The organism is Actinomadura citrea (genome assembly GCF_013409045.1).
Classification (GTDB): Bacteria; Actinomycetota; Actinomycetes; order Streptosporangiales; family Streptosporangiaceae; genus Spirillospora; species Spirillospora citrea.
The window spans coordinates 7,927,780-7,940,510 of sequence record NZ_JACCBT010000001.1 but is presented as its reverse complement, the minus strand read 5'-3'; the positions used below and the strand labels follow the sequence as shown (position 1 = coordinate 7,940,510).

The window sequence follows — 12,731 nt, the reverse complement described above, 5'->3', positions numbered from 1 at the left end:
TCGCGTCACAGAGAGCGCGCCCCCATGGCATCACTGCTGATCACGGCCGACCGCATGATCCTCACCCCGGCGGCCGGCCCCCACCGCGTCGTGTCCCCGGGGCACGTCCGCGTGGTGGACGGCGTGATCATCGAGGCCGGAGAAGGGCGTCCGGAGGGCGCGCCCGACGTCGACCTGCCCGACGGCCTCCTCGCGCCAGGACTCGTCGACCTCCAGGTGAACGGATACTTCGGCCACGACATGGTGGACGCCGACGAGGCCGCCTGGCACACGGTCGTGTCCCGCCTGCCCGAGACCGGCGTGACCGCGTTCCTGCCCACCTTCATCACGGCCCCGGTGCGCACGCAGGCCGAGGCGCTCCGCCGCACCCGCGGCCTCCTGCCGGACCTGCCGCCAGGTGCCCGCGTCCTCGGCGTCCACCTCGAAGGCCCGTTCCTGTCGGAGAAGCGCAAGGGCGCGCACAACGCCGCGCACCTCACCGACCCCGCGCCCGGCGCCATCGCGACCCTGCTGGAAACGGGCCTGGTCAAGCTCGTCACCCTCGCGCCCGAACGGGACGGCGCCCTGGAGGCGATCCGCACCCTCACCGCGGCCGGCGTGCTGGTCAGCGTCGGGCACAGCGACGCCACCGCCGCGCAGGTCGCCGCCGCGGCCGACGCCGGCGCCCGCAAGGTCACCCACATCTTCAACGCGCAGACCGGCGTCCACCACCGCGACCCGGGCGTGGCCGTGCAGGCTCTCATCGACGAGCGGCTGAGCCCCGGCCTCATCCTCGACCTGCACCACGTCGGGTCCGAGGTGGCGACGCTGGTACTGCGGGCCGCGGCGGGACGGGTCGTGCTCGTCACCGACGCGGCCTCGGCCGCCGGGATGCCGCCCGGCACCTACGACCTCGGCGGCGAGCCCATCACCATGCCCGAGCAGGGCCCGCCGCTGCGCGCCGACGGCACCATCGCCGGATCCGGCCTCCGGCTGGACGAGGCGGTCGGCAACGCCGTCGCGCTCGGCGTCGACCCGGCCGACGCGGTCGACGCCGCGACCCGGATCCCGGCCGACCTCGTCGGCCGGCCCGATCTCGGCCGGATCGCCCCCGGCGCGGCGGCCGACCTGGTCTGGCTGGGGCCGGACCACCGGGCGCTTGCGACGTGGGTCAACGGGCAGGAAGTCTTCGGAGGGGGATCATGACCAGTCAGATGCGCGCCGAGATCGGTGAACAGCCGGACGCGCTGCGCCGGACGATCGACGCGCTCCTCCCGCGCACACCCGACATCGGGGCGCTGGCGCGGGAGACCCGGCAGGTGCTGTTCATCGCGCGCGGGTCGTCCGACAACGCCGCGGTGTACGGGCGCTACCTGGTGGAGGCGCACGCGGGGCGGCTGGCCACGCTCGCCGCGCCGTCCATCGCGACCGCCTACCGGCGCCGGCTGGACCTGTCCGGCGTGCTGGCCGTGGCGATCAGCCAGTCCGGCAAGACCGAGGAGATCGTCGAGACCCTCGACTGGGCCCGCGACTGCGGCGCACGGACGGTCGCGGTCACCAACGGCGCCGGGTCGCCGCTCGCCGAGGCCGCCGAGGTCGCGCTGGTCACGCAGGCGGGCGCCGAGATCGCCGTGCCGGCCACCAAGACCTACACGACCCAGCTCGCCGCGCTGTCGGTGCTCGGCCTCGGCCTCGGCGCGCAGGTCGCCGTGGACGACCTGCGCCGCGTCCCCGACGAGGTCGCCCGGATGATCGCGCTGACCGAGGCCTCGCCCGCGCTGCCGGAGATCGTCGAGGAACTGGCGAAGGTCCCGGGTACCGTGGTCTCCGGACGCGGCATCGCGTTCGGGACCGCGCTGGAGCTGGCGCTGAAGATCAAGGAGGCGTGCTACCTGCACGCCATGGGCCTGTCCTACGCCGATCTGCTGCACGGCCCCATCGCCGTCGTGGACGCGCAGACCCCCGCGCTGCTCGTCGCCGCCGACTCCGGCCCGACGCTGCCCGGCACCGTGGCGCTGGCCCGCCGGGTGCGCAGCGCGGGGGCCCGCGCGTTCGGCGTGGGCGGCGGCGCGGAGCTGGCGGAGGCGTGCTCGGCCGCGTTGCCCGGTCCCGGCCTCCCCGAGTGGGTGGCGCCGCTGGGCCTCATCGTCCCCGGCCAGATCATGGTCGAGAACCTGGCCCGCCGGCTCGGGATCGACCCCGACGTCCCGCGCGGCCTCAACAAGGTCACGCAGACCGACTGAGCGACCCGGATCCCGAGAAGAGAGAACGAGCATGGACAAGGCCGAGGCCATCGTCGCCGCCCTGGGCGGGGCCGAGAACATCGTGGAGATCGAGCCGTGCGCGACCCGGCTGCGCACGGAGGTCTCCGACGCCGGAAAGGTCGACGAGGCGGCGCTGAAGAAGGCGGGCGCGTACGGCGTCATGCGCAGCGGCACCGTCGTGCAGGTCGTCGTGGGCCCGGAGGCCGACACCATCGCCAGCGACATCGAGGACATCCTCGACTGACAGGACCTTCCTCGACCGACCAAGGGAACCCCTCTGATGACCCGAGTACTGTCCCCGGTGGCCGGCCGGGTCGTCGGCCTCGCCGGCGTCCCCGACCCGGTGTTCGCCCAGGCCATGGTCGGCCCGGGCACGGCCGTCGACCCCGAGCGCGGTCCCGGCCACGCCATCGCGCCCGTCACCGGGAAGATCGTCAAGTTGCATCCGCACGCCTACGTCGTGGTGGACGCCGAGGGCCACGGGGTCCTGGTCCACCTCGGCATCGACACCGTCAAGCTGAAGGGGCAGGGGTTCGAGCTCCTGGCCGCCGAGGGCGACGAGGTCACCGCGGGGCAGCCGCTCGTCGGCTGGGACCCGGCCGTGATCGAGGCGGGCGGCCGCTCGCCGATCTGCGCGGTCGTCGCGCTGGACGCGGGCGCCGACGCCCTGTCGGACGTGCGCGAGTCGGGCGAGGTGGCGAAGGGGACCGAGCTTTTCACATGGAGCTGAGCGCATGGCGATGATCGGTCTCGGGGCGGCGGTCTTCGATCTCGACGGCACCCTCATCGACACCGAGCCGCGCAACCGCGTGATGTGGTCGCGGCTGTTCGACGCCCACCGCGTCCCCTACGACGAGACGCTGATCACGTCGTTCGCGGGGCGCCGCGGGATCGAGGCGCTGGCGGACCACGTGCACCTGTTCCCCGGCCGGACGGTCGAGGAGCTGTTCGAGCAGGCGGTGTCCTACGAGTCGCTGCCGGGGATGCCGGACGTGGCGCCCGTCCCGGGCGCGGTCGACCTCGTCCGGTCGCTGGCGGACGCGGGCGTGCCGCTGGCGGTGGTGACGTCGGGGCAGCGGCCCTATGCCGAGCGCCTGCTCGACATGCTGGGCATCCGCGGGCTGCTCGACCTGGTGGTGACCGCCGGGGACGTGGTCACCGGCAAGCCGCACCCGGAGGGGTATCTGGCCGCCGCGCGCGACCTGGACGTCCCGCCGCAGGAGGCGGTCGGGTTCGAGGACGCCCCGGCGGGCGTCGCGGCCGTCAAGGCCGCGGGGATGACGTGCGTGGGCGTCGTCACCACGCAGCCGGTGGGCGCGCTGGCCAAGGCCGACCATGTGGTGGCCGATTTCATGGAAGTGCACGTCGTGCCGGGCCCCGCACTGCGGGTGCTCCGGACGGTAACGAGTTGATGGGGAGTATGCGGTGACCGAGCGCAACGTCAAGATCGAGTCCAGGGTGGGGCTGCACGCGCGGCCGGCCGCGCTGTTCGTCCAGACCGCGGCCAAGGCCCCGATGGACGTGACGGTGTCCAAGCGCGGCGGCGCCCCGGTGAACGCCAAGAGCATCCTCGCCGTGCTCGGCCTGGACGCGCGGCACGGCGAGGAGATCGTGCTGTCCGCCGAGGGCGAGGGGGCCGACGAGCTGCTCGACAGCCTGGAGACGCTGCTGTCCACCCCGGAGCCCGAGGGGGCGTGAGGTGGGCGAGGTGATGCAGGGCGCGGGCGTCAGCCCCGGCGTCGGGGCCGGGCCGGTGCGCACGATCGCCGGGGCCGTCCCGGAGCCGCCCGCCGGGTCGCGGCACGGCGGCGACGCCGGCGCCGAGCGCGACTCGGCCCTGGCGGCGCTGGAGGCCGTCGCCGCCGACCTGGAGGAGCGCGGGGAGCGCGCCGCCGCGGCCGGCAACACCGACGGGCGCGACGTGCTGAACGCGCAGGCGCTGATGGCCCGCGACCCCGGCCTCGCCGACGGCGTCCGCGCCAGGGTCGGCGAGGGGACCTCGGCCGCCCGCGCCGTGTTCGAGGCGTTCGGCGTCTACCGGGAGATGCTGGCCGGGGCCGGCGAGTACATGGCCGCGCGGGTCACCGACCTCGACGACATCCGCGACCGCGCGATCGCGCGGCTGCTCGGCCTGCCGGTGCCGGGCGTCCCGGAGTCCGACGAGCCGTTCGTGCTCGTCGCCCGCGACCTCGCCCCGGCGGACACGGCCGTCCTCGACCCGGCGCAGGTCGTGGCGTTCGTGACGGAGGAGGGCGGCCCCACCAGCCACACCGCGATCCTGGCCCGGACGATGGGCGTCCCCGCCGTGGTCGCGCTCCCCGGCGCCACCTCGCTCGCCGAGGGGACCCGCGTCCTGGTCGACGGTGCGGCGGGGACGGTGGTCCCGGACCCGTCCGAGGCGGAGGTCGCCGCCGCGCGGGCCGCTGCCGCCGCCCGCGCGTCGGCGCTGGAGGAGTCCACCGGGCCGGGCGCGACCAGGGACGGGCACCGCGTCCCGCTGCTGGCGAACGTCGGCGGCCCCAAGGACGTGGAGGCCGCGCTGGCGAACGGCGCCGAGGGTGTCGGTCTGTACCGGACGGAGTTCCTGTTCCTCGACCGCGCGGCGCCGCCGTCCGACGAGGAGCAGGAGGACGCGTACCGGAAGGTGCTGGAGGCGTTCCCGGAGGGCCGCGTGGTCGTCCGGACGCTCGACGCCGGCGCCGACAAGCCGCTGGCGTTCCTGCCCGCCCCCGGCGAGGAGCCGAACCCGGCGCTCGGCGAGCGGGGCCTGCGGATGATGCGCAGGCACCCGGACGTGCTGGCCTCCCAGCTCGCCGCGCTGACCCGCGCCGCCGCGGGGCTGAGCGTCAAGCTGCAGGTCATGGCGCCGATGGTGACCGATGCCGAGGAGGCCGCCTACTTCGCGGCCGCGTGCCGCGAGGCCGGCGTCGAGCATCCCGGCGTCATGATCGAGGTGCCGGCCGCCGCGCTGCGCGCCCGCGACCTGGCGCCCGAGGTGGAGTTCTTCAGCATCGGCACCAACGACCTCACCCAGTACGCGTGCGCGGCGGACCGGCAGGTCGGCGGCCTCGCGCATCTCCAGGACCCGTGGCAGCCCGCCGTCCTCGACCTGGTCGCCCCCGCGGCCGGCGCGGGCGTCCCGTGCGGGGTGTGCGGCGAGGCGGCCGGCGACCCGGCGCTGGCGTGCGTGCTGGTGGGCCTCGGCGTGACGTCGCTGTCGATGAGCGCGCCGTCCCTCCCGCTGGTGCGGGCCGCGCTCGTGCGGCACACGCTGGAGGAGTGCCGCGCGGCGGCCGCGGCGGCCCGTGCCGCCCGCACCGCCGGGCAGGCCAGGGAGGCGGCCCGCGCTCACCTGCCCGGACTGGCGGACCTCGGGCTGTGACCCGCGGTCAGCCCGCGACCTGCCAGCGGTTCCCGTTCCCTCGCAGGACGAAGTTCGCGGCGAGCAGGCCGCCGGGACGGGCGGGCGCGCCCTTCCACCGCAGGTGCTCGAACCGGACGGTGTAGTCCCCGGCGCCCGGCCCCTCCTCGCAGGTCGGGACGGTCACGCCGCGCAGGGCCGCGAGGTCCTGCGGACGCAGCCTCGCGCGGGCCCGGCCGAGCCCCGAGGGGCAGCGGCCGGGTCCGCCGAACACGCGCCGCTCGTAGGCGGGCGCCAGGTACGCGCACGCCCTGGCGTTGCCCGCCGCCATCCCGCGCAGGTACTTGTAGAGCGCGAGCCGCGCCGGGAGCGTCTCCCGCGGCGCCGCGTCGGCGGAGGTCCCGGCGGGCCGGGAGTCGCCGGGCTCGGGGGTGAGCGGCGGCATCGTGACCTCGTTCGCGCCGCCGCAGGCCGCCAGCAGCGGGAGCAGCGTCAGGGCGGCGAGGGACGGGCGGACGCGCACGGGGACCTCCTGGGGGCACGAAGGCGGCCCGATCTTCCCAGCAGACCGGCCCTCGCGTCCATCGGCGGTCCCTACCGGTAGGCCATGCCGTGCCCGGCGGGCTTCCCGCCCGCCGGCACCGGCAGCCTGCCCGTGGGCTTCACCGCTCCGCTCAGCACCCTGGCCAGCGCCTCCACCGAGACCCGGCTGGAGGAGTAGGTGGCGAGCGCGGCCTTCGCGCCGCCGGCCGAGTCGAGGTCGTAGGGGCGGCCGAGCGCGGCGACGACCACCGGCTTCGAGCCGAGCGCCCGGATCCGGGACGCGGTCGCCGCCCCCGCGTTCACCGTGGTCAGGACCATGACGTCGGCCGAGCCGGGCGCCGTGACCGCGACGCCCTGGCGGCGCAGGGCCGCCTGGAGCCGGCCGCTGTCCGGACCGGACACGGCGACCTTCCTGCCCTTGAGCGGCAGCAGGCCGCCGTCGTTGCGGACGAGGGTGACCGAATGCTCGGCGACGCCCCGGGCGACGGCCTTGTTCGCGGGCGTGCCGACCGCCGCCGCGGCCTTGGCGGGATCGGCGGAGGTCCCCTGGAACAGGCCGCGGCGCTGCTTGAGCTTGAGGATCCGCGTCACCGACTCGTCCAGCCGCCGCTGTGTGATCTTCCCGGTCCGGACGGCCTTCACCACGGCGTCGTAGGCGCGCGGCAGATCGGGTGGCATCAGCAGCTGGTCGGCGCCCGCGTTGATCGCCCGGACCGGGACGCCGGCGTCGCCGTACTTCTCGCGGACACCGGCCATCTCCAGCGAGTCGGTGGTGACGACGCCCTGATAGCCCAGCTTGCCGCGCAGCAGCCCGGTCAGGACCGTCTTGGACAGCGTGGACGGATCGCCCGACCTGTCGAGCTTCGGGACGACGATGTGCGCGGTCATGATGAGGTCGACGCCCCCCGCGATCGCCGCCTCGAACGGGGGCGCGTCCAGCCGCTCCCACGTCCGCGGCGAGTGCTGGATCACCGGCAGGCCGGTGTGGCTGTCGGTCGCGGTGTCGCCGTGGCCGGGGAAGTGCTTGGCCGCCGCGGCGACCCCGGCCTCCTGGAAGCCGCCGATCGCGCCCCGCACCAGCGTGGACGCCAGGGCCGGGTCGGACCCGAAGGAACGCAGCCCGATCACCGGGTTGCGCGGGTTCACGTTCACGTCGGCGTCGGGCGCGTAGTCGAGGTTGATGCCGACCGCGCGCAGCTCGGCGCCGGTGACCCGGGCGGCGGCGCGGGCGTCGGCCTGGCTGCGGGTCGCGCCGAGCGCCATGTTGCCGGGGAACGTGGTGACGAACGGCGTCCGCGACACGATGCCCTGCTCCTCGTCCACGCCGAGCAGCAGCGGGATCTTCGAGGCCTTCTGCAGCGCGTTCGACTGCGCGGCCGTCCGCGCCGGGGTGCCGATGTTGCCGGGGAAGTAGATCAGCCCGCCCACGCGGTACTTCCTGATCTTCGTGAGCGCGTCGGCGCGGCTGGAGAACGTCGGGACGAACAGCTGCCCCACCTTCTCGGCCACGCTCATCTTCGCGACCCGGCCGGGAATCCAGGCGTCCGGCGCGGGCGTGCGCGGCGCACCGGGCGCGGCGGACCCGGCGGACGGCGTCCGCCCGCCCTTGCCGCTCTCGCCGCCGCCGCAGCCCGCGGCCCCCGCGACCAGCGCGGACACCGCCGCCGCGAGCGCGAGTGAACGTGAAGCACGCACCTGACCAGGCCCCCCGACGTGGTCTCGGTTACTCGGTCGCATCGGACGCCCGCGACCGTAGCCGCTCCCCGCGCCGCTGTCGACTCCGGCGGCCAGAGCGACCCGGACGGCCCGGACGGGAGGGACGGCTCAGGCGGCTCTGCGGTCCCGGGGGTCACACGGTGATCACGATGGACCCCGGACCGCGAACGGTGGCGGATCATGTGGGGTCCATCGCGATGGACCGGCGGCCGGGCCGGATCGGCCGGGCCGGGGCCGGGCGGGCCCTTCGCCGTACGGCGGGCGGTGCTCAGCCCGGCAAGGGGTGGCCGAGGCGGCGCAGCGCCATCCCGGCCGCGCCGACGGCCCCGTCGCCGGCGCTGCGCGGGGCTTCGGCGAAGCGGGCGCGCAGCCCGGAGCGGACGGCCTCGGCGACGGGGCCTTCACGGAGCACCGAGCCGTGCATGACGACCGGTGCGCAGGGGTCGGACAAGGCCGGGCGCACCGCGTCGACGTCGGCCAGCAGCCACTGCGCGGCCTCGTCGGTGATGCGCCTGGCCACGGGATCACCGGCGGCCGCGGCGGCGGCGACCACCGGGCCGAGGCGGCCCAGGGCCGCGGGCGGACGGCCGTACACCTCCTTGATGATCGCCTGGGCGAGGCGGGGATTGGGCGGGGTGCCGGGAGACTCGGGATGGCCCGGCGGCCCGTTGCCGGGCGCGGGGCAGCGGGCGGACGGCGGGTAGGCGGATCCGTGGGCGAGGACGGCGGTTCCGGTGGCGCGCCCGCCGGGGGAGCCCCCGCCGGCGGACAGCGAGGCGGGCTGCGGCAGCGCAGGAGAGCCCGGTGACGGCGAAGGGGCGCCGGCCATGGCCAGCGCCCTTGGATGGCGGGGTCTTCGCCGTTCCGAGTCGATCTGCGCGACCACCGTGGGGCCGAGCAGCGCCCGGGGGACCGAATCGGTGAGCAGCGTCGGGGAGCCGCGGCCGTCGTAGGCGGCGAGCGCGGCCCGGACGGCCTCCTTCCCGAGCCATACCGCCGAACCCTCGTCCCCGACGAGCCAGCCGTAGCCGTCCGCGCGCTGCACGATCGCGCCGTCGTTGATGACCGCCGCGCCGGCGCCCGTGCCGGAGAACACCACGATGCCCTTGGGCTCGCTGGTCCCCGCGGCGAACGCCACCGCGATGTCGGTCACCACCGCGGGCGAGCCGCGCAGCCCGACGGCCTGCCAGGCCTGCCGGGCCGCCGCGACCGCGGCGGGCCGGCCGGCCGAGCCGGCGCCGGCGATGCCGAACACGCCGGTGAGGATGTGGGTACGGTCGAGGTCCCCGAGTGCCTCCCGCAGGGCGGTGGTCAGCGCCCCGGCGGTGTCGCCTCCTGAGTTGGGGTTGGCCCCTGGGCCGGTGCCGGAACCGGCCAGGGCTCCCCCGAGCGTCAGCACGACGCAGCGGGTCTTCGTGCCACCCGCGTCGATACCGACCACGTAAGGACCGGCCAAATGGGTCAACACATGGCGACCGTAGCCTTTCCTAACGTTGACGTGACATCCAGCGCGTAAGAAAATTTCCTCCATGAGGAAACCCATCGGCCCCGACCGGGGCCCCGAGCGGGGGAACACGGGGGAGCCCGCTGCGCCAAGGGACGACGCGGCGGGCAGGGACAGGGACGCCACGCCGCTGAGCACGGTGGTGCGGGTCCGTTCGCTGCTGCCCTCGCTGCCCCCCGCCGAGCGAAGAGTCGCTCAACGCGTCATCGACGACCCCGAAGGGGTCGCCAACTCGACCATCACCGAACTCGCCCAGAACTGCGGCACCTCCGAGACCACGGTCATCAGGTTCTGCCGGGCGATCGGGTTCCATGGTTATCCAGAGCTGCGGCTGACCCTCGCCACCGAGGCGGGCCGGGCCCAGAGCGCCAGCGGCGGCCGGGTCATCGGCAGCGACATCAGTCCCGACGACTCGCTGGAGCAGATCGTGGAGAAGGTCACCTTCGCCGACGCGCGCGCCGTCGAGGAGACCGCGTCCCAGCTCGACATCAAGATGCTGGAGCAGGTCGTGGACGCGGTCGTGGCCGCCGATCGGGTCGACGTCTACGGCGTCGGCGCGAGCGCGTTCGTCGCGGCCGACTTCCAGCAGAAGCTGCACCGCATCGGCCGGGTCTGCTCCGCCTGGGCGGACGCCCACATCATGTTGACCAGCGCCGCCGTCCTGAGCCCCGGCGACGTGGCGATCGGCATCTCGCACACCGGGGCGACCGTGGAGACCATCGACGCGCTGGAGGTCGCCAAGACCAGGGGCGCCAGGACCGTCGCGCTCACCAACTTCCCGAAGTCCCCCATAGCGGAGGTCGCGGACCTGATCCTGACGACCGCCGCCCGGGAGACGACGTTCCGCTCGGGCGCCACCGCCAGCCGGCTGGCGCAGCTCACAGTGGTGGACTGCCTCTTCGTCGGAGTTGCGCAGCGCACCTACGGGTCTACCCGCAAGGCCCTCGAAGCCACGTACGAGGCGGTCCGCGGACGGACCGTGCGACCCGACCGGAGGCGTCGGTGATCGATTGCGAGCTCCCCACGGAGGGGCGGAACCCTCGGACCCTCGACGTCGACACGCTGCCGACCATGGAGGTGCTACGCCTGATCAACTCTGAGGACGCGACCGTGCCGACGGTCGTCGGCTCCGTACTGCCCGAGGTCGCCCGGCTGGTCGACCTCGCGGTGGAGTCCCTGCGCGCGGGCGGCCGCGTGCACTACTTCGGCGCCGGCACGTCCGGCCGGCTCGCGGTGCTCGACGCGGCCGAGCTTCCCCCCACGTTCGGCATCTGGGGCCGGGTCGTGGCCCACAACGCCGGCGGGCCCGGCGCGCTGTCGCAGGCCATCTCCGGCGTGGAGGACGACGTCGAGCTCGGCCGCCGGGACGCCCTCGACGTCCGGCCGGGCGACGTCGCGGTCGGCATCGCGGCGAGCGGCCGCACCCCGTACGTGGTGGGGGCGCTGCGCGCCGCCGCCGCGGTCGGGGCGCGCACGGCCCTGATCAGCTGCAACCCGCACACGCCGTACGGGGACGAGGTGGAGGTGCACATCGGGCTCGCCACCGGGCCCGAGGTGATCAGCGGTTCCACCCGGATGAAGGCCGGCACCGCGACCAAGCTGGTGCTCAACTCCTTCTCCACCACCCTGATGATCAGGATGGGGCGCACCTACTCCAACCTGATGGTCAGCGTGAACGCGCTGAACTCCAAGCTGCGCGCCCGGCTGGTGCGCATCCTCACCGAGGCGACCGGGATGGATGCCCGCACCTGCGAGAACGCGCTGTCCGAGGCGGGTGGCAACACCCGCGTCGCCCTGGTCTCGCTCCTCGGCGAGGTCCCCGCGGCACGCGCGACGATGGTGCTGGAGGAAACGGACGGCGGCGTCCGCGAGGCGCTGCAACGCCTCAGATCCGCCTAGCACTGCAAGGGAACCGTTGCCCCTCACCTCAGCCCGCGATCCCGACAACACCAGCCACCACAGCAACCCCGCAACAACCTGAGTGGCCGCGATCGCGTCCGAAGGCAGATTCGAGCGAAGCAAGAATCTGATCGCGCAGCGAGCCGCCAGGCGAGCCGGAGCGATGCCAGCGATCGCCCGCGTTTATCGACGATGGAGGGCCGCTAGGCCCGAAGGAGGAGAGAAATGCAATAAATCAGTTCTCGTGGCGGCGGAGTTCCTGGCGGGCCACGGTGCGGACGTGGACCTCGTCGGGGCCGTCGAAGATGCGCATCGCGCGGACCCACGAGTACATCGCCGCGAGCGGGGTGTCGTCGGAGACGCCGGCGGCGCCGTGCACCTGGATCGCGCGGTCGAGCACCTCGTGGGCGATGCGCGGCACGACCACCTTGATCGCGGCGATCTCCGTCCGCGCGCCCTTCGCGCCGTGCCGGTCGATCAGCCAGGCGGTCTTGAGGGTCAGCAGCCGTGCCTGCTCGATCGCCATCCGCGACTCGGCGATCTGCTCCCGGACGACCCCCTGCCGGGCCAGCGGCCCGCCGAAGGCCTCGCGGGACAGGGCGCGCCGGCACATCAGCTCCAGCGCCCGCTCCGCCATGCCGAGCGCCCGCATGCAGTGGTGGATGCGGCCGGGCCCGAGCCGCGCCTGCGCGATCATGAACCCGTCGCCCTCGGCCGCGACCAGGTTCGACGCCGGCACCCGGACGTCCTCGAAGAGGATCTCCGAGTGTCCGTGCTGGTCCTGGTAGCCGAACACGGGCAGGTGCCGGACGACCGTCACGCCCGGGGTGTCGCGCGGCACGAGCACCTGCGACTGCTGCCGGTGCGGCGGCGCGCCGGGATCGGTCTTGCCCATCACGATGAAGATCTTGCAGCGCTCGTCGGCGGCGCCGGTGATGAACCACTTGCGGCCGTTGACCACGTACTCGTCGCCGTCCCGGACGATCGAGGTGGTGATGTTGGTGGCGTCGGAGGAGGCGACCTCGGGCTCGGTCATCGCGAACGCGCTGCGGATCTCGCCGTCCAGCAGGGGCCTGAGCCAGCGCTCCTTCTGCTCGTCCGTGCCGAACATGTGCAGGACTTCCATGTTCCCCGTGTCGGGCGCCGCGCAGTTGACCGCCTCCGGGGCGAGGTCGGGCGACCTTCCGGTCAGCTCGGCGAGCGTCGCGTACTCCAGGTTGGACAGCCCGGACACGTCCGGCAGGAACAGGTTCCACAGCCCCCGCTCGCGCGCCTCGGCCTTCAGTTCCCCGACGACCGGCGGCAGCGCGTGCGGGTCGTTCTCCGCCCGCCAGGCGGCGTAGACGGGCTCGGCCGGGTAGACGCGCGCCTCCATGAACTCCTGGAGCCGGTCCCGGTGGTCGCGTGCCTTCGGGCTGAGTTCGAAGTCCATGGCCCGCATTCTGGCAGAACGGGATTCGGTCGA

At 74.6% G+C, this 12,731-nt stretch carries 12 protein-coding genes and 1 pseudogene; 9 read left to right on the top strand and 4 right to left on the bottom strand.

Features of this window, described 5'->3' with window-relative positions; all coding sequences use genetic code 11:
* The first annotated feature begins 24 nt into the window (after positions 1-24).
* The 7 genes and pseudogenes from nagA (at position 25) to ptsP (ending at position 5,625) form a co-directional block, all read left to right on the top strand.
* A complete protein-coding gene (gene nagA, locus BJ999_RS36340; RefSeq protein WP_179837444.1) occupies positions 25-1,185 on the top strand; it encodes an N-acetylglucosamine-6-phosphate deacetylase in 1,161 nt (386 codons plus the stop codon).
* Positions 1,182-2,222 carry an SIS domain-containing protein gene (locus tag BJ999_RS36335; protein ID WP_229810000.1) on the top strand — a complete coding sequence of 347 codons (1,041 nt, stop codon included), beginning with the start codon at positions 1,182-1,184 and terminating at the stop codon, positions 2,220-2,222. The genes nagA and BJ999_RS36335 overlap by 4 nt, the downstream gene beginning before the upstream one ends.
* Before the next feature lie 28 nt (positions 2,223-2,250).
* Positions 2,251-2,487: pseudogene (locus BJ999_RS36330) on the top strand (PTS sugar transporter subunit IIB); the annotation flags it as partial.
* 36 nt (positions 2,488-2,523) lie between these two features.
* Positions 2,524-2,973: a PTS sugar transporter subunit IIA gene (locus BJ999_RS36325; RefSeq protein WP_089315944.1), complete on the top strand. Its 450-nt coding sequence runs from the start codon at positions 2,524-2,526 to the stop codon at positions 2,971-2,973.
* Between the two features lie 4 nt (positions 2,974-2,977).
* The gene (locus BJ999_RS36320; protein ID WP_229809999.1) at positions 2,978-3,655 is read left to right on the top strand and encodes an HAD family hydrolase; all 678 of its coding nucleotides are present in this window, start codon (positions 2,978-2,980) and stop codon (positions 3,653-3,655) included.
* A gap of 13 nt (positions 3,656-3,668) precedes the next feature.
* Positions 3,669-3,941: an HPr family phosphocarrier protein gene (locus BJ999_RS36315; RefSeq protein ID WP_179837442.1), complete on the top strand. Its 273-nt coding sequence runs from the start codon at positions 3,669-3,671 to the stop codon at positions 3,939-3,941.
* A gap of 13 nt (positions 3,942-3,954) precedes the next feature.
* On the top strand, positions 3,955-5,625 hold the full coding sequence (gene ptsP, locus BJ999_RS36310; protein WP_218936337.1) for a phosphoenolpyruvate--protein phosphotransferase: 1,671 nt from the start codon (positions 3,955-3,957) through the stop codon (positions 5,623-5,625).
* A gap of 7 nt (positions 5,626-5,632) precedes the next feature.
* Here ptsP and BJ999_RS36305 read toward each other — a convergent pair whose 3' ends face one another.
* From BJ999_RS36305 to BJ999_RS36295, 3 genes are all read right to left on the bottom strand, one after another.
* On the bottom strand, positions 5,633-6,127 hold the full coding sequence (locus BJ999_RS36305) for a hypothetical protein (protein ID WP_179837440.1): 495 nt from the start codon (positions 6,125-6,127) through the stop codon (positions 5,633-5,635).
* A gap of 71 nt (positions 6,128-6,198) precedes the next feature.
* Positions 6,199-7,842 (bottom strand): glycoside hydrolase family 3 protein, encoded by a 1,644-nt coding sequence (locus tag BJ999_RS36300; protein ID WP_179837439.1) that lies wholly within the window; start codon positions 7,840-7,842, stop codon positions 6,199-6,201.
* A 289-nt stretch (positions 7,843-8,131) separates the two neighbouring features.
* Entirely contained in the window at positions 8,132-9,331 is a 1,200-nt protein-coding gene (locus BJ999_RS36295) for an N-acetylglucosamine kinase (protein WP_229809998.1), read from the bottom strand.
* A 61-nt stretch (positions 9,332-9,392) separates the two neighbouring features.
* Here BJ999_RS36295 and BJ999_RS36290 point away from each other — a divergent pair, with 61 nt between their 5' ends.
* Together BJ999_RS36290 and BJ999_RS36285 are read left to right on the top strand one after the other, a co-directional pair.
* The gene (locus tag BJ999_RS36290; RefSeq protein WP_229809997.1) at positions 9,393-10,373 is read left to right on the top strand and encodes a MurR/RpiR family transcriptional regulator; all 981 of its coding nucleotides are present in this window, start codon (positions 9,393-9,395) and stop codon (positions 10,371-10,373) included.
* Positions 10,370-11,266: an N-acetylmuramic acid 6-phosphate etherase gene (locus BJ999_RS36285; RefSeq protein WP_179837438.1), complete on the top strand. Its 897-nt coding sequence runs from the start codon at positions 10,370-10,372 to the stop codon at positions 11,264-11,266. The genes BJ999_RS36290 and BJ999_RS36285 overlap by 4 nt, the downstream gene beginning before the upstream one ends.
* Positions 11,267-11,501: 235 nt before the next feature.
* On the opposite strand, the gene BJ999_RS36280 is transcribed toward BJ999_RS36285, so the two are convergent.
* A complete protein-coding gene (locus BJ999_RS36280) occupies positions 11,502-12,698 on the bottom strand; it encodes an acyl-CoA dehydrogenase family protein (protein WP_179837437.1) in 1,197 nt (398 codons plus the stop codon).
* Between the last annotated feature and the right edge of the window lie 33 nt (positions 12,699-12,731).